Below are 16,668 nucleotides of genomic sequence, written 5' to 3' on the forward strand. Positions count from 1 at the left end.
TCTAACGGGTGCTCTTTCTTATTAGTTTCTTTACATTTAAAAAAATTTTCATGATAATGGTATTAAATTATACACATAAGGTGATCTCATGGCCAATGAACAGGTGTTGACAGCGGAACAAGTCATCGAGCAGGCAAGCCGATATTTGTCGGAAATGGATGTTGAATTGATCAGAAAGGCATATGAATTTGCCAGAGAGTCCCATCGCGAGCAATATCGAAAATCAGGGGAGCCCTATATTATCCATCCTATTCAAGTAGCGGGAATTTTAGTAGATTTAAAAATGGACGCGATTACGATTGCTGCCGGCTTCTTGCATGATGTTGTCGAGGATACAGCTGCCACGAAAGAAGATTTAGAGCGGGAGTTTGGCGGCGAAGTAGCTATGCTTGTGGATGGTGTGACAAAGCTCGGCAAGATTAAATACAAGTCCCAAGAAGAGCAGCAGGCTGAAAATCATCGAAAAATGTTTTTAGCAATGGCACAAGATATTCGTGTGATTTTGATTAAATTGGCAGATCGGCTCCATAACATGCGGACGTTGAAGCATTTGCCAATTGAAAAACAGCGAAGAATCGCCAACGAGACACTGGAAATTTTTGCGCCGCTTGCCCATCGCCTCGGAATTTCGAAAATCAAATGGGAGCTTGAGGATACGTCGCTTCGTTATTTAAATCCGCAGCAATATTACCGCATTGTGAATTTAATGAAGAAAAAACGAGCCGAGCGCGAGCAATATTTGGAAGAGGTTATTCAAGAAGTGCGCGATCGGTTAAGCGAATTTTCGATCAAAGGTGAAATTTCCGGAAGGCCGAAGCATATTTACAGCATTTATCGAAAAATGGCGCTGCAAAATAAGCAATTTAATGAAATTTATGATTTACTAGCGGTTCGCATCATTGTGAACAGCATAAAAGACTGCTATGCGGTGTTGGGCATTATTCATACATGCTGGAAGCCAATGCCAGGCCGTTTTAAAGATTATATTGCGATGCCAAAGACCAATATGTATCAATCTTTGCATACGACTGTCATTGGCCCAAAAGGGGAGCCTTTGGAAGTGCAAATTCGCACGTTTGAAATGCATCAAATTGCCGAATTCGGGATTGCGGCACATTGGGCGTACAAAGAAGGAAAGATGGTCAAACCGAATTCTTTTGAAGAAAAGCTTTCCTGGTTTCGGGAAATTTTAGAATGGCAAAACGATGCAAGCAATGCCGAAGAATTTATGGAAACGCTAAAGATGGATTTATTTTCGGATACGGTGTTCGTCTTTACTCCGAAAGGCGACGTTATTGAGCTTCCAGCAGGTTCGGTGCCGATTGACTTCGCTTATCGGATTCATTCTGAAATCGGAAATAAAACGATCGGAGCGAAAGTGAATGGGAAAATGGTACCGTTGGATTATAAACTTAAGACAGGCGATATTGTCGAAATATTAACATCCAAGCATTCATACGGTCCGAGCCAAGATTGGCTAAAGCTTGCGCAAACTTCCCATGCCAAAAATAAAATTCGCCAATTCTTTAAAAAACAGCGACGCGAAGAGAATATTGAAAAAGGAAAAGAGCTTGTGGAAAAGGAAATTCGCGCTCTTGGCTTCGATGTGAAAGATATATTGACGGTTGAAAATGTCAAGAGAGTGGCGGAAAAGTTCAACTTCTCTAATGAAGAAGATATGTATGCGGCTGTTGGTTATCATGGGATTACCGCTGCGCAAATTGCTCATCGCTTAACAGATAAATGGCGGAAGCAGCGCGATTTGGAGGAGCAGCAAAAAAGATTGGCGGAGTCGGCGCAGGAGATGAAGACGCCGATTGGGAAAAAACGCGATTATGGCATTCAAGTGCAGGGAATCGATAATTTATTGATTCGTCTCTCACGTTGCTGTAATCCAGTTCCAGGCGACGAAATTATCGGATTTATTACAAGAGGACGCGGAGTCTCTGTTCACCGAACAGATTGTCCTAACGTAAAATCAAGCGAAGTAGAAGATCGGCTGATTTCGGTAGAATGGGAAAGCAATACGAAAACCAACCGCGAATATAACGTGGAAATTGAAATTTCCGGATTTGATCGACGCGGACTGCTCAATGAAGTATTGCAGGCCGTTAATGAAACGAAAACGGATATTTCCGCTGTTTCAGGAAGATCCGATCACCGCAATAAGATTGCTACCATTCATATGACGATTGCGATTCAAAACGTGAGCCATCTGCAAAAAATCGTAGAACGAATCAAGCAAATTCCAGATATTTATTCTGTGCAGCGAATTATGAACAATTAGAAAGGAACGCGGTCATGAGAGTAGTAGTACAAAGAGCCAAACATGCAAGTGTAACCGTCAATGGTGAAATAGTGGGCAGTATTGAATTTGGGCTTGTGCTCCTTGTCGGTGTGACCCATCAGGATACGGAGGAAGACGCGGCGTTTGTCGCTGATAAAATTGCCCATTTGCGCATCTTTGAGGATGAATCCGGCAAAATGAATCGGTCATTACTGGATGTCGGGGGCGCTATTTTATCCGTTTCCCAGTTTACATTGTATGGCGACTGTCGAAAAGGAAGACGACCCAATTTTATGGAAGCAGCCAAACCAGATCATGCGCTGCGAATTTATGAAGCATTCAACGAAGAATTAAGAAAAAAAGGGATTTTAGTGGAAACCGGACAATTTGGCGCTATGATGGATGTGGCATTGACAAATGATGGCCCGGTGACGCTTATTGTAGAAAGCAAAGAAAAAAGCGAGTAACTATATGGTTGCTCGCTTTTCTTTTATTATTCAACGGCACAAGTGTTGATGATCCATTATTTTACGTAAAAAATACAAAATTATTTGGTCAAATGCAAGCTTTCTGTCTCTTCCCCTGAACAACGAACGATTTGCCGGGAAATGAATGGGCTCGCTGGCGTTCTTGTTCGAGAAGGGCATGCTATAAGCCTGTCCAGCGGGCAAGCAAATCGCTTGCCCACTACGACAAAAAAGCGAGGAATCCAATATTGATATACCTGATTCAACATTTTGTTTTCCGCATGGCTTGCGATAGGAAAAGTTTTTTAAGTCACTTTTTTAGGTTAAAGAGTTTGGGAAAATACGTGCGCCTTCCTCCTTTTATGGACATGGCGTTGCCCTTATTAATTGCTGAAATAGCGTTGAAGCCCGGCAACAATTGCTTTGGTGACTTGCTTTTGGTATGAATCAGAGGCAATGATGCTTGATTCCTGCGCATTGTTCAAATATCCCAGCTCAAACAGAACAGATGGCATGCTTGTTTCTCGAAGGACGTGAAAGTCGCCAAATCGAATGCCGCGATACGGGATTGGCAGGGATTGAGACAGAAAAGGATCAAACGATAAAGCGAGAGGATAGTCATTTAATGAATGGTAATAATAAATGGTCATTCCTCTTGCTGTTCCGTCTGGCGAGCTATCGTAATGAATGCTGACAAACGCATCGGCTTTATGCTGTTCAGCCATGCTTACGCGCTCGGCTAAGGACAAATAGGTGTCGTCCTTTCTAGTGAGAATAACGGTGGCTCCAGCCGCCTGCAATTGATTTTTTAGCATCTGTGCGGTTTTTAATGTCATCGTTTTTTCCATCATTCCACCGCTGCCAATCGTTCCGCTGTCTTTTCCGCCGTGACCGGGATCAATGACAATCGTTTTGTTTTTGATTGTCCCTGTGTTTCCAGCATTGCGGACAACCGCTACCACCCAATCCGCAATATATCCGCTCTTTTGATGAGACAGTTCAATTTTGTACCAGCTACCTTCTTTAGCGATTACGCGGTATTGTTGTCCACGTTTGGCTGTCCCTTGAATTTGCGATTGAAGCGAAGGTTTTGAACGAATATTCGTACCATCTTCTAACACTGTAATGTAGAGAGTTGCCGTCATTATGTATGTGCGATAGACCCAGCCAGTCATAGAGCCAGGTGATTCGATTTGATACCAATCCGCAGTCTCGCCAATGATTCGCACCTGTTGGCCAAATGTGATTTTGCCAAGAATGGTGGCCTGTTGAGAAGGCTTTGTCCGCACGTTTAGCACATCAACGGCAACCGTTCCGGATTTCGATTGGAGGGAAGTGGTCCCGGAGCCAGTAGCTGACGCGAGGTAGTCTGATGAGACCCACCCCGTAAGCGTTCCGTTTTTGATTCTTGTCCAATGACTGTTGGTGTCGAGCACTTCCACCGTTTGGCCTAGCTTTAAATAACCAATTATGCTTGCTTGGCTGCTAGGAGCAGAACGAACACGGAGACGGTCAACGGTCGCTTGCATGTTTTCATTCATATCTGCAACATATTGCCGTGAAACCCATCCGGTTTCCGTAGTGCTTAGTTTAAGCTGTACCCAATCATTTTTTTCTTGGGCCACTATGTAAATTTCTCCTTTATTCAGTTTCTTTTTTATTGGATAAGAAGTGCCTGGTCCTTCCCGAACATTGAGGTGCTCTGTTTTGGTGATCACCATTTTGGCTTCGGCGCCGTCAGAGGAAGGGAAGGACAAAAGAAACAGAGCGACCAGCAGAAAATAAGCCGCTTTTTTCACATGGCAGCCTCCTTTCAAAAGTGTGAGATGATAACAGTTCTACAAAAAGTAAAAAAACCCTTTTATTTTTTTAAAAAACGGGAAAGATAAGTAGTGCTATATTTGGCGAATCATCGGTTAGATTACTGTTGGAATTTTTTAGAACAGAATGGGCGCGGCCTCGCCTTCTGACCACGAGTTTTGACCGCTATCGTCCGTTCATCATATTAATACGGCACAAGAACTGTAAGTGAATCGATCGGATCTTCGCGCCGCGAGCAACTTACGAATGGGGCCTGTGCAAACCCGGGGTTGTTTTCGTTAAACATTTGCGTGACATATCGATGCAAATCGTAACATGTCAAGTTACTGTCTTGAAAAGAGAAAGGATGAAGCAGGTGAGAAACAGCGCTAAAGGAGAATTTGCGCAACGCAAAGCAAGCGAGCTATTTCATGTAGACTTTCATGAATTTATGCGAAAGGAAGCCGATTATACCAATTATGAGTTAGCTTCAGAATTCGGTCTAACGTTGCGGGATGTGCGAAAATTGAAAAAACAGCTCTTTCGCTCATAAATCTTTTTCGTCTTCTTGACAAAATGATGATTCATTCGTAACATAAAAGATAAAAATTGCTGCAAAAAAGCCGATGATGGAGAAAAGTAGTTAAGAGTACACATGGCCAGAGAGGAAATGCCATAGGCTGAAAGCATTTCTCCGTGATGACTTAACGAAGGAACACTCCGTAGGTTTCTCTTTGAACGCGCATGCTAGTAGAAGGGAACGCGTACCGGGCGTTATCGGGATAAAGCGGAAGCGTTTGAGCTTCAATTAGGGTGGCACCACGGGAAAACGACTCTCGTCCCTATTATTTTAATAGGGAAGGGAGTTTTTTATTTTTACATAGAAAAAGTAGGAGGATGGAGCATGTCGTTTCAAATTCCGAGAGGAACGCAAGATATTTTGCCGGGCGAAGCTGAAAAGTGGCAATATATTGAGCAAATGGCACGGGATATTTGCCGACGTTACAACTATCAGGAAATTCGCACGCCGATCTTTGAACACACAGAATTGTTTTTAAGAAGTGTGGGAGACACAACAGATATCGTTCAAAAAGAAATGTATACATTTGAAGATCGAGGAGGGCGCAGCATTACGCTTCGGCCTGAAGGAACTGCGGCCGTTGTTCGTTCTTTTGTGGAAAACAAAATGTACGGGAACCCCAACCAACCTGTTAAATTGTATTATATGGGGCCTATGTTTCGTTATGAGCGGCCACAGGCGGGCAGATTTCGTCAGTTTGTGCAATTTGGCGTTGAAGCACTTGGAAGCAGCGATCCCGCTATTGACGCAGAAGTGATCGCGCTTGCGATGGAGCTATATCATTCATTAGGTTTGAAAAAGCTAAAGCTTGTGATGAATAGCTTAGGAGATGCTCCAAGCAGAAAAGCGCACCGTCAAGCGCTTATTGACCATTTTAAAGGACGGATCAGCGAGTTTTGTGAGGATTGTCAATCAAGACTTGAAAAAAATCCGATGCGCATTTTAGATTGCAAAAAAGACCGCGACCATGAATTAATGGAAACGGCACCGTCGATTCTTGATTATCTGAATGATGAATCGCGCCTTTATTTTGAAAAAGTGCAACTGTATTTAACGAAATTAGGGATTGCATTCGAAGTCGATCCACGGCTTGTTCGAGGGCTCGATTATTATAACCATACTGCCTTTGAAATCATGAGCGAAGCGGAGGGCTTCGGCGCGATTACGACGTTATGTGGCGGCGGCCGTTACAATGGATTAGTGCAGGAAATAGGCGGACCAGAAACGCCAGGAATCGGTTTTGCTTTAAGTATTGAACGTTTGCTCGCTGCCTTGGCTGCCGAGGGGATCACGTTGCCTGTAGCTCAAGGAATCGATTGCTTTATCGTAGCGTTAGGGGAAAAAGCGAAGGATGAATCGGTGATCCTTGTGAACAAGCTTCGTCAGTCGGGAATGAAGGTGGAAAGAGATTATCAAGATCGAAAAGTAAAAGCGCAGCTGAAGGCGGCGGATCGCCTTGAGTCCGCTTATGTTGCCATTCTTGGCGATGACGAGCTTGAAAAGCAAGTGATTGCCATTAAAAATATGGCGACAGGCGAGCAAACAGAGGTATCGCTTCATTCGTTTGTGCAATATATGAAAACAGCAGTTGAATCAAAGTAGGAGGGGACCATGATGTTTGGCAGGACGTATTACTGCGGAGAAATGACGGAACAAGCGGTGGGAGAAAAGGTCGTATTGAAAGGATGGGTGCAAAAGCGCCGCGATCTTGGCGGACTCATTTTTATTGATTTGCGTGATCGCACCGGTATTGTACAAATTGTTTTCAGCCCTGAAGTATCTGAGGAAGCGCTGCGTGTAGCTGAAGGGATTCGCAATGAATACGTATTGGACGTTGAAGGAACGGTTGTTCGTCGCGAAGAAAGCCAAGTCAACCCGAATTTGCAAACGGGGAAAATCGAAATTCATGTTCATCGTGTGACCGTTTTAAGCGAAGCGAAAACGCCACCGTTTATCATTTCTGACGAAACGGAAGTTGCCGAAGACGTACGGCTGAAATATCGCTATTTGGATTTGCGCCGTCCGGTTATGTTTCAAACGTTTAAAATGCGTCATCAAGTGGCAAAAGCGATTCGAGATTTTCTTGATGAAGAAGGATTTCTTGAGGTGGAGACCCCGATTTTAACCAAAAGCACTCCGGAGGGGGCCCGCGACTATTTAGTTCCAAGCCGTGTCCATCCAGGAGAATTTTACGCGCTGCCGCAATCGCCGCAAATTTTTAAACAATTGCTAATGGTTGGCGGATTTGAGCGCTACTATCAGATTGCACGCTGTTTCCGTGATGAAGATTTGCGGGCGGATCGTCAACCGGAGTTTACCCAAGTGGATATTGAAACCTCGTTTATGAGCCAAGAGGAGATTATGTCCATGATTGAGCGCATGATGGCGCGAGTCATGAAAACGGCAAAAGGAATCGAGCTATCGCTCCCATTTCCGCGCATGTCGTATAACGAAGCGATGAGCCGATATGGTTCTGACAAGCCGGATACGCGCTTTGGCATGGAGCTTGTCGATTTGTCGGAGCAAGTACGAGACTGTGGCTTTAAGGTGTTTTCAAGTGCAGTTGCGAATGGAGGACAAGTAAAAGCGATAAATGTGAAGGGAGCGGCTCAGCAATATTCACGCAAAGATATGGATGCATTGACCGAATTTGTCGCTCGTTATGGAGCGAAAGGGCTGGCATGGCTTAAAGTGGAAGAAGGCGGATTAAAAGGTCCGATTGCGAAGTTTTTCATAGAGGAAGAGCAAAAAGGAATCATTCAAGCATTAGAAGCGGAGACGGAAGATTTATTGCTGTTTGTCGCTGATTCCAAAGCGGTGGTCGCTGATGCTCTCGGTGCATTGCGTCTGAAGCTTGGAAAAGAGCTGCAGCTGATTGATGAAACCAAATTCCAGTTTCTCTGGGTCACAGATTGGCCGCTTTTGGAGTATGATGAAGAAGAAGGGCGCTATTATGCGGCGCATCATCCGTTTACAATGCCGGTGCGCGAAGATTTGCCTCATTTGGATACAGATCCGGGAAGCGTGCGTGCCCAAGCTTATGACCTTGTATTAAACGGCTATGAATTAGGTGGTGGCTCGCTGCGCATTTTTGAACGCGATGTACAGGAAAAAATGTTTCAAGTGCTTGGATTTACAGAAGAAGAAGCCCGTGAGCAGTTTGGCTTCTTGCTTGAGGCATTTGAGTATGGAACGCCGCCGCACGGAGGAATCGCTTTGGGATTAGACCGCCTTGTGATGCTGTTGGCAGGACGTACGAATTTGCGTGATACTATTGCCTTTCCAAAAACGGCTAGTGCAAGCTGCTTGTTAACAGAAGCGCCGAGCCATGTAAGCGATAAGCAATTAGAAGAATTGCATTTAACTGTGGATGTAGAAAAAATCAAAAATTTCAGTTAATTCCCTTCTTGAAAAGGCGAAAAAAATATGATATGATGCTTTCAAACCTAACAGTCCTGATGTGTTCGTCGTATAACCTATTGTTTTGACCGAACAATATGTTATACGGGAGTCCGCAGTTTTCAAGCGGCGTACATGCCTCAAACCGAGAGGACGTGCAAACCTTGAAACAGGACACCCACCTGCGTGGAGCGGGATCAAAACGAAGGCATCGACGGCACGATTGGGACTTGAGGCGATAAGTTGAAAAGCTTGTAAATCCAATAAAGATGAGTCATTTGTGCCAAATCGGACACATGTCGGGAGCCGGGCAAAAAGGAAGTGTTCGGACTTGGCCAAATGAAAGGCAATGAATCCCCTATGTAAAGAGAATCCTTTACATAGGGGATTTTTTATCCATTCGTGGTGTTAGATCAAATCCATTCCCTGACGGTCCTCACGCTATATACATAGGATCAATAAGCAGGATCTGGAAAAGCTTACGGTCAAAGGCAAGCTCTCCACTTTCTTCGATGATCGAAACGTCTCTCGCTTTTTTTCTGAATTTCTAAACGGTTCATTCTATCGTTTTCCAAACAGATGGAAGTTCAACTAATGGATCATCGAAAAATAAAATCCGATTGAAATACTGAACTTTATTGTGTAGGATAATATCGATGCAAAAATGATGAAAAATTCATGGAGGGTATCAATGCTACATCAATTTTCACGTAACGAATTAGCGATCGGCAAGGATGGACTAGAAACGTTAAAAAAGGCGACTGTAGCCATATTAGGAATTGGCGGCGTCGGTTCTTTTGCCGCTGAAGCACTGGCACGTTCGGGGGTCGGTCGGCTCGTCTTGGTAGACAAGGACGATGTGGACATTACGAATATCAATCGACAAATTCACGCTCTTCTTTCCACAGTAGGTCGTCCGAAAGTGGATCTAATGAAAGAGCGTATTGCGGATATTAACCCTGAATGTGAAGTTATCGCACTCAAAATGTTTTATACTGAAGAGACGTACGAGCAATTTTTCAGCTATGGGCTCGATTTTGTCATTGATGCTTCTGATACGATCACGTATAAAATTCATTTAATGAAAGAATGCTTGAAGCGCAATGTGCGGATTATCTCAAGCATGGGAGCGGCCAATAAAATGGACCCAACTCGTTTTCGTATTGCCGATATTTCGAAAACCCATACAGATCCCATTGCCAAAGTGATTCGGACTAAGCTGCGAAAAGAAGGAATCCGCAAGGGAATCCCTGTTGTTTTTTCTGATGAAAAACCGATTATTATTCGCGAAGATGTCCGCAAAAGGGTCGGCAACGATCAATCGGCGATTCGCAAAGCGCAAATGCCGCCATCATCGAATGCGTTTGTCCCTTCCGTAGCGGGGCTGATTATGGCTTCATATGTTGTGCGCGAGCTGCTAGAAGGAATCAAAATTTATCGCGTCGGTGAAGAATGAGCAAAGCAGGGCTTGCCTATGAAGGCAGCCCTGCTTTTTACGTTTATGCTGACAAAAGCATCGGAAAGGCTAATTTCTAAAAAGCGATGGAATAAGAGGATGAACGTCGCTGACATGATTGACGCGGATGGCCGTTTCGGTCGAACGATTTTTCAGCCGTCAAGCCAAAAAGGAAGAAAAGAGGGCTTGTAAAGCTTTCCCTTTTTAGCCATTCAAATTCGCTTTTTGGTCATGTTATAATAAAAATAATTAGGATAGATAAGGCGAGGAAGGAGAGCGCATTGAATAAAAAAGAAACCATTATTCGGGCAGCTATGAAGCTATTTGCACAAAAGGGATATCACGCAACGTCGATGCAGGAAATTGCTGAACAAAGCGGAATGGCGAAAGGTTCGCTTTATAATTATTTCAAATCGAAGGAAGAAATCGCGGTATCGATTTTTCGTTACCACTATGAAATTTTGTTTCGCAAAATATTTGAAGTCAGCCAAGACAAAAATCTATCGGCAAGAGAAAGATTTGAAAAGCAGCTTTGTATTCAAATCGAAGAGTTCATTCGCCATAAAGAATTAGTGCGAATGCATATGGGGGAGCAGGCGGTGAAGGTGAATGATGAGGTTCATCAACTTGCTTTCCGCATTCGTGCTCGAATATTAAATTGGTATCGCCAAGCTATTATTGACATATATGGAGAGCCGGTTCGCCGCTTTTCGCTTGATTGCGCTGCCATCTTAAACGGCATGCTGAAGGAGTATATGTTTTATGTGGCGGTTGAGCAAAAAGAATTGCAGCGTTCCCATTTTGTTCCTTTCGTGCTTCGACGCCTTGATGCGATTGTCAAAAGTCTGACGGAGGAGGAAAAGCCGCTGCTAAACGATCAAATGATGGAAGATTATCTCTGTCTCGGACTATCAACTAAAGAGGAAGCGAGGCAGCAAATTGTCGCCTACATTCAGCAAATGATGGATATGCTTAAGGACACGAGAATGAATGAAAGCGGCATCATCGACTCCCTTGAGACGTTAGAGCAAGAGTTTACCCAAGAGGATGACGTCCGAAAATTTATGGTTGAAGCCATTTTGCTTTATTTAGAACGCTTTTCTCTGCCATTGTGGAAGGAATTGAACGAAGCGATTGCCCGCTATTTTGCATAAAGTTCTCTGCTTTTGGAGCAGAGAGCTTTCTATTTTCAAAGGAACGAAGGAGGAAGCGAAAGATGCTTTTTTCACAAGAGCCCCTGTCGATCCGCATGAGGCCAAGAACGATTGATGAAGTGGTGGGACAGCAGCATATCATCGGTCCGCATACCGCTTTATATAAAATGATTCAAAACGGCTATGTGCCTTCCATGCTTTTATATGGAGAACCAGGAGTTGGGAAGACATCGCTCGCTTATGCGATTGCTGGAACTGTCGAGCGGGAATTTTTTGCATTAAATGCAACGACATCGGGAAAAAAAGAAATGGAAGAAGTGGTCGCGGTTGCAAAAATGTCGGGAAACGTTATTCTATTTATTGATGAAATTCACCGCTTTAATAAAGCACAACAAGATTATTTGCTGCCTAATATAGAAAACGGGTTGATCACATTGATTGGGGCCACGACAGAAAACCCGTTTCATGAAGTGAATCCGGCTATTCGCAGCCGCTGTGGACAAATTAAGCAGCTAAAGCGATTAACAGTTGAAGAGGTCACGGTTTTGCTACGACGAGCGCTGCACGATGACAAAAGGGGATTTGGCACTTTACCGATTGAAATGGACGACCGTTTGCTGCAACGCATTGCTGTCGGAACAAACGGCGATGCCCGTTCTGCATTAAATGCATTAGAAGCGGTTGTGTATGCTTCGCCAAAAAGCGGAGACCGCATTGTCGTCGATGAACAAACTGTCTCACAGTGCATAGAAAACAAAGGATTTTTCCATGACAAAAAAGGGGACGTCTATTATTCGTTATTGTCTGCATTCCAAAAAAGCATCCGAGGAAGTGATGTCGACGCGGCGCTTTATTATTTGGCGAGATTATTGGAAGGCGGCGACTTATCCGCTATTTGCCGGCGTTTGCTGGTGATTGCCTATGAAGATGTCGGCTTGGCCAATCCGCTGATGGGCATCAAGGTGAATGCGGCCATCCAAGCTGTGGAACGGCTGGGGCTTCCTGAAGCGAGGATTCCGCTGTCAGTTGTGACAATTGAATTATGTCTCTCGGCGAAATCCAATTCAGCATACAAAGCGATTGACCAAGCGATCCGTGATATCGAGCAAGGAAAGCTGGGAGAGATTCCTGCCCATCTAAAGGATGCGCATTATAAAGGAGCTAGCGTTCTTGGCCATGGAATAGGGTATCAATATCCGCACGACCATCCAAATGGATGGGTAGCGCAGCAATATTTGCCAAGCGAGCTGGAAGGAACGCAATATTATGTGCCGAAAGAAAACGGCGATGAGAAGCATTATGCGAAAGTGTATGAGCGTCTCTGTTCATTAAAAAGCAAGCACAATGAAGTAAGATGAAAAGTATGGTATAATGATTTCCGATTTATTGATTAAAAAAGTGGGGCGTGAATATGAAAGAGTCGATTGTTCGCTGGACCGTTTATTTTCTTGGTTTATTGGTCATGTCGTTTGGGATTGTTTTAACCATTAAGGCGGACATGGGAAGCGCTCCATGGGATGTGCTTCATATCGGTCTATATCGTCAGCTTGGCTTGACGATTGGTACATGGTCTATTATTGTGGGGATTATTGTTTTGGTGGCTTCCTCGCTTCTTTCGAAACAATGGCCCCAAATAGGGGCTTTTCTTAATATGCTCCTTGTGGGCTTGATGATCGATATGTATATGATGATCCCATCACTGCAAACTCCCCATACATTTATCGGGAAAATGGCGATGCTCTTTGGCGGAATCATCATAACAGGCTATGGAATGGGACTTTATATTTCGGCAAAGATGGGAGCCGGACCGCGCGATAGCTTAATGCTCGTATTGATGGAGAAAACCGGATGGAGAGTGGAGTACATCCGCATTGCGATGGAAGTGTTTGTGTTGTTGGTCGGCTGGCTACTGGGAGGACCTGTATCGATTGGCACGCTGGTTTTTAGTGTTACGATCGGCAAGGTCATTGGCATCGCCCTGCCGCAATGTCAGCAATGGACGGTGCGGATGGCAGTGGCGAAAACGGGAATGAATGGTTTAAGTCGTTAGGAGGAATAGGATGAAAATTTCAACAAAAGGTCGCTACGGTTTAACAATGATGATTGAGTTGGCAAAAAAATATGGAGATCGCCCGATTTCGCTCAGATCGATTGCAAAAACGCATAATTTGTCTGAGCATTATTTAGAGCAACTCGTTTCGCCGCTTAGAAATGCAGGGCTTGTAAAAAGCATCCGCGGAGCGTATGGCGGCTATGTGTTGGCCGATCATCCGGCGAAAATTACGGCGGGAGATGTGATTCGGGTGCTTGAAGGGCCCATCAGCCCTGTAGAAGAATTGGAAGAAGAAGAGCCGGCTAAGCGTGAGTTGTGGATTCGCATTCGTGATGCTGTACAGGAAGTATTAGATAGCACAACACTTGAAGATTTGGCGAAATATAGCAATGGGGATCAAGAATCCTACATGTTTTATATTTAAGCAGTGAGAAAGGAGAATTTTGGTTGGAACGTATTTATCTTGACCATGCGGCGACATCTCCCGTTCATCCTGCCGTCGCTGAGCGAATGCTGCCGTTTATGACAGAATGCTTCGGCAACCCGTCGAGCATTCATTTTTTCGGCAGGCAAAGCCGGCTTGCATTGGATGAAGCGCGTGAAACAGTAGCAAAAAGCCTTGGCGCAAAACCTTCGGAAGTGATTTTTACAAGCGGTGGAACAGAGGCGGATAATTTGGCGCTCGTAGGAGTGGCCTTAGCGAACCGGGAAAAGGGAACCCATATTATTACTTCATCTGTCGAGCATCACGCTGTTTTGCACACGTGTCATTATCTTGAAAAACAAGGGTTTGAGATTACTTATCTTCCAGTTGACGAATATGGAAAAATTTCATTGACAGATCTGAAAAAAGCGCTCCGCAACGATACCATCCTCGTCTCGATCATGTTCGGCAATAATGAGACCGGAGTGTTGCAGCCTATTCAACAGATCGGGGAAATGCTGAAAGACCATCCGGCTTTTTTCCATACGGATGCTGTCCAAGCATATGGGCTGATCCCCATCGATGTGAATCAACTTCATATTGATTTGTTGTCTGTTTCCGCACATAAAATTAATGGGCCGAAAGGTGTTGGCTTTTTATACGCTAAAGAAACCGTTAAGCTAATGCCTCGTTTATACGGGGGCGAGCAAGAGCGAAAACGGCGGGCTGGAACGGAAAACGTCGCCGGAATTGTCGGGATGGCAAAAGCCGTTGAAATTGCGCAGCAAACGATGAGCGAAAAAGCAGAGAAGTACCGTTCGTTTAGAAAGAAAATGCTCGCTATTTTTGCGCAAGCGGGGATTTCATACGCTGTCAACGGTGATGACCAGGAGGCGCTACCGCATGTATTGAATGTCACGTTTCCGGGAACGAACGTAGAATCGCTGCTTGTGAATCTTGATTTAGCGGGAATCGCCGTATCGAGCGGCTCAGCATGTACAGCGGGTTCCATTGATCCATCGCATGTTCTTGTGGCGATGTTTGGCAAGGATTCTGACCGCATCCGCTCCTCGATCCGTTTTAGCTTTGGGCTTGGAAATACGGAAGAACAAATTGAAAAGGCAGCGTATGAAACCGTAAAAATTGTTCAAAGACTTGTAAGCAAATAGAGGAGGAGAGAGATGAACAAAGCACCAAAAGACACGCGCGTCGTTGTTGGCATGTCCGGAGGGGTGGACTCATCGGTGGCTGCCCTTCTTTTAAAACAGCAGGGATATGATGTGATCGGGATTTTTATGAAAAATTGGGACGACACAGATGAAAACGGGGTGTGTACGGCAACGGAAGACTATGAAGATGTGATGCGTGTCTGCAATCAGATTGGCATTCCTTATTATGCGGTAAACTTCGAAAAACAGTATTGGGAGAAGGTATTTACGTATTTTCTTGATGAGTATAAAGCAGGGCGCACGCCAAATCCGGATGTGATGTGCAACAAAGAAATTAAATTCAAAGCGTTTTTAGAGCATGCGATGTCGCTTGGCGCCGACTATTTGGCGACAGGGCATTACGCGCGTGTTGCCTATTGCGATGGCGAATATAAAATGCTGCGCGGGGTTGATCAAAACAAGGATCAAACCTATTTCTTAAATCAGCTGGGACAAGCCCAATTATCGAAAGTCATGTTCCCGCTTGGAGAGCTTGAAAAAGCGCAGGTGCGTCAAATCGCCAAAGAAGCAGGACTGGCGACAGCAGGGAAAAAGGATAGCACAGGCATTTGTTTTATTGGTGAACGGAATTTTAAAGAATTTTTAAGTAACTACTTGCCAGCTCAGCCAGGAACTATGCAAACACTTGCTGGCGAAATAAAGGGCAAGCACGACGGAATCATGTATTATACGATTGGACAGCGTCATGGTCTCGGCATTGGCGGGAATGGCGAGCCATGGTTTGTCGTTGGAAAAAATGTGAAAGAAAATATTTTGTATGTTGCGCAAGGATTTGAGAATGAGCTGCTATATTCTGATTCAATCATCGCCACGAATGTCAGCTGGGTATCGGATCGAGTGCCGGCTGAACCGTTAAAATGTACGGCCAAATTCCGTTATCGTCAACCGGATAACGGCGTTGCGGTTCATGTCATCGACGACCGGACGGTGCGCGTTGTATTTGACCGTCCCGTTCGTGCTGTTACGCCGGGGCAAGCTGTCGTGTTTTATGATGGAGAAGAATGTCTTGGCGGCGGGACCATTGATGAAATTTTCCGCAATGGAGAAAAGCTTTGGTATGTGGGATAGCTTTGCAAAAACCTCAGCTCTTGGCGGAGTTGGGGTTTTTCCATTAAGATAAATGCAAAAGGGAGAGTTGGAAACGATGGAGAATCAAAATGCATTAGGCATTCAGCACATGCAGCAAGGGCGCTATGAGGAAGCAGTGAAATGCTTTCATGAAGCTATTGAAGCCAATCCAAACGATCCAATCGGCTACATTAATTTTGGAAATGTACTAGCGGCCGTGGGGGAAGAAGAGAAAGCGATCCGTTTTTTTAAAAAAGCGCTTGAGCTTGATCCAGAAGCGGCCACTGCTTACTATGGGCTTGGCTCTCTTTACTATAATCGCCAGCAATTTGTTTTGGCAAAGGACATGTTTGAACAGGCGGTGCAAAAAGGGATGGAGGACGGCGATGTATTTTTTATGCTCGGGATGTCGCTCTTGCTTTTAGAGCAGCCGCGTCTGGCTTTGCCGTATTTGCAACGCGCCTCCGAATTGAACGAAAACGATGCAGAAGCGCTTTTTCAGCTTGGCTTGTGCTTAGCGCAGCTTGAACTTGTGGATGAAGCGATGAACTGCTTCGAGAGAACCGTCGCTTTAGATGAAGGGCATGCCGATGCCTATTATAATTTAGGAGTGGCTTATGCTTATAAAGATGATGCACAGCAGGCACTTCATATGTTTAACAAAGCGCTTGCCATACAGTCAGATCATTTGCTTGCAGGACATGGGAAAAAATTGATGGAAAAAGCGCTGGAAAAATAAAAAAAGGCAGGG

General features: G+C 44.6%; 15 protein-coding genes, 1 other RNA gene and 1 other annotated feature. Of the genes, 15 read left to right on the plus strand and 1 reads right to left on the minus strand.

Translation table 11 applies throughout. From position 1 onward, the window contains the following. Positions 1–88 precede the first annotated feature (88 nt). On the plus strand, positions 89–2,287 hold the full coding sequence (locus tag GGQ95_RS07580) for a RelA/SpoT family protein (RefSeq protein WP_066146097.1): 2,199 nt from the start codon (positions 89–91) through the stop codon (positions 2,285–2,287). 14 nt (positions 2,288–2,301) lie between these two features. Then, positions 2,302–2,754 carry a D-aminoacyl-tRNA deacylase gene (dtd, locus tag GGQ95_RS07585; RefSeq protein ID WP_044744648.1) on the plus strand — a complete coding sequence of 151 codons (453 nt, stop codon included), beginning with the start codon at positions 2,302–2,304 and terminating at the stop codon, positions 2,752–2,754. Positions 2,755–3,137: 383 nt separating this feature from the next. On the opposite strand, the gene GGQ95_RS07590 is transcribed toward dtd, so the two are convergent. Then, positions 3,138–4,553, minus strand: coding sequence for an N-acetylmuramoyl-L-alanine amidase family protein (locus GGQ95_RS07590; protein ID WP_183186563.1), 1,416 nt, complete (start codon positions 4,551–4,553; stop codon positions 3,138–3,140). Positions 4,554–4,930: 377 nt separating this feature from the next. On the opposite strand from GGQ95_RS07590, the gene GGQ95_RS07595 reads away from it, so the two are divergent. The 13 genes from GGQ95_RS07595 (at position 4,931) to GGQ95_RS07655 (ending at position 16,656) form a co-directional block, all read left to right on the plus strand. Further along, complete coding sequence (locus tag GGQ95_RS07595; protein ID WP_183186564.1) at positions 4,931–5,107, plus strand: hypothetical protein; 177 nt, start codon at positions 4,931–4,933, stop codon at positions 5,105–5,107. 64 nt (positions 5,108–5,171) lie between these two features. Further along, positions 5,172–5,401 (plus strand) — a binding site (T-box leader). 57 nt (positions 5,402–5,458) lie between these two features. Beyond that, positions 5,459–6,736, plus strand: coding sequence for a histidine--tRNA ligase (gene hisS / locus GGQ95_RS07600; protein ID WP_066146088.1), 1,278 nt, complete (start codon positions 5,459–5,461; stop codon positions 6,734–6,736). Positions 6,737–6,748: 12 nt separating this feature from the next. Further along, positions 6,749–8,533, plus strand: coding sequence for an aspartate--tRNA ligase (gene aspS / locus GGQ95_RS07605; protein ID WP_080862251.1), 1,785 nt, complete (start codon positions 6,749–6,751; stop codon positions 8,531–8,533). Between the two features lie 50 nt (positions 8,534–8,583). Further along, a non-coding RNA gene (gene ssrS, locus GGQ95_RS07610) (6S RNA) lies at positions 8,584–8,767 on the plus strand. Positions 8,768–9,224: 457 nt separating this feature from the next. Next, positions 9,225–9,989 (plus strand): tRNA threonylcarbamoyladenosine dehydratase, encoded by a 765-nt coding sequence (locus GGQ95_RS07615; protein WP_044744645.1) that lies wholly within the window; start codon positions 9,225–9,227, stop codon positions 9,987–9,989. 18 nt (positions 9,990–10,007) lie between these two features. After that, on the plus strand, positions 10,008–10,181 hold the full coding sequence (locus tag GGQ95_RS07620) for a hypothetical protein (protein WP_156450478.1): 174 nt from the start codon (positions 10,008–10,010) through the stop codon (positions 10,179–10,181). Positions 10,182–10,270: 89 nt separating this feature from the next. Beyond that, the gene (locus tag GGQ95_RS07625; protein WP_066146083.1) at positions 10,271–11,143 is read left to right on the plus strand and encodes a TetR/AcrR family transcriptional regulator; all 873 of its coding nucleotides are present in this window, start codon (positions 10,271–10,273) and stop codon (positions 11,141–11,143) included. 62 nt (positions 11,144–11,205) lie between these two features. Continuing rightward, positions 11,206–12,501, plus strand: coding sequence for a replication-associated recombination protein A (locus GGQ95_RS07630; RefSeq protein ID WP_183186565.1), 1,296 nt, complete (start codon positions 11,206–11,208; stop codon positions 12,499–12,501). A gap of 53 nt (positions 12,502–12,554) precedes the next feature. After that, positions 12,555–13,193, plus strand: coding sequence for a YczE/YyaS/YitT family protein (locus GGQ95_RS07635; protein ID WP_183186566.1), 639 nt, complete (start codon positions 12,555–12,557; stop codon positions 13,191–13,193). 10 nt (positions 13,194–13,203) lie between these two features. Beyond that, positions 13,204–13,620: a cysteine metabolism transcriptional regulator CymR gene (gene cymR / locus GGQ95_RS07640; protein WP_044744641.1), complete on the plus strand. Its 417-nt coding sequence runs from the start codon at positions 13,204–13,206 to the stop codon at positions 13,618–13,620. A 23-nt stretch (positions 13,621–13,643) separates the two neighbouring features. Further along, a complete protein-coding gene (locus tag GGQ95_RS07645; RefSeq protein ID WP_066146075.1) occupies positions 13,644–14,789 on the plus strand; it encodes a cysteine desulfurase family protein in 1,146 nt (381 codons plus the stop codon). 12 nt (positions 14,790–14,801) lie between these two features. Then, complete coding sequence (gene mnmA / locus GGQ95_RS07650; RefSeq protein WP_080862253.1) at positions 14,802–15,917, plus strand: tRNA 2-thiouridine(34) synthase MnmA; 1,116 nt, start codon at positions 14,802–14,804, stop codon at positions 15,915–15,917. A 76-nt stretch (positions 15,918–15,993) separates the two neighbouring features. After that, positions 15,994–16,656: a tetratricopeptide repeat protein gene (locus tag GGQ95_RS07655; protein ID WP_080862254.1), complete on the plus strand. Its 663-nt coding sequence runs from the start codon at positions 15,994–15,996 to the stop codon at positions 16,654–16,656. Positions 16,657–16,668 lie beyond the last annotated feature (12 nt).

This window comes from Anoxybacteroides rupiense (assembly GCF_014196195.1).
Lineage (GTDB): Bacteria > Bacillota > Bacilli > Bacillales > Anoxybacillaceae > Anoxybacteroides > Anoxybacteroides rupiense.

Excerpts from the sequence above, each read along its gene's own strand:
- hisS (WP_066146088.1), top strand. The coding sequence starts at position 5,459 with ATGTCGTTTCAAATTCCGAGAGGAACGCAAGATATTTTGCCGGGCGAA.
- aspS (WP_080862251.1), top strand. The coding sequence starts at position 6,749 with ATGTTTGGCAGGACGTATTACTGCGGAGAAATGACGGAACAAGCGGTG.
- GGQ95_RS07635 (WP_183186566.1), top strand. The coding sequence starts at position 12,555 with ATGAAAGAGTCGATTGTTCGCTGGACCGTTTATTTTCTTGGTTTATTG.
- GGQ95_RS07655 (WP_080862254.1), top strand. The coding sequence starts at position 15,994 with ATGGAGAATCAAAATGCATTAGGCATTCAGCACATGCAGCAAGGGCGC.
- GGQ95_RS07580 (WP_066146097.1), top strand. The coding sequence starts at position 89 with ATGGCCAATGAACAGGTGTTGACAGCGGAACAAGTCATCGAGCAGGCA.
- GGQ95_RS07630 (WP_183186565.1), top strand. The coding sequence starts at position 11,206 with ATGCTTTTTTCACAAGAGCCCCTGTCGATCCGCATGAGGCCAAGAACG.
- GGQ95_RS07615 (WP_044744645.1), top strand. The coding sequence starts at position 9,225 with ATGCTACATCAATTTTCACGTAACGAATTAGCGATCGGCAAGGATGGA.
- cymR (WP_044744641.1), top strand. The coding sequence starts at position 13,204 with ATGAAAATTTCAACAAAAGGTCGCTACGGTTTAACAATGATGATTGAG.
- mnmA (WP_080862253.1), top strand. The coding sequence starts at position 14,802 with ATGAACAAAGCACCAAAAGACACGCGCGTCGTTGTTGGCATGTCCGGA.
- GGQ95_RS07620 (WP_156450478.1), top strand. The coding sequence starts at position 10,008 with ATGAAGGCAGCCCTGCTTTTTACGTTTATGCTGACAAAAGCATCGGAA.
- dtd (WP_044744648.1), top strand. The coding sequence starts at position 2,302 with ATGAGAGTAGTAGTACAAAGAGCCAAACATGCAAGTGTAACCGTCAAT.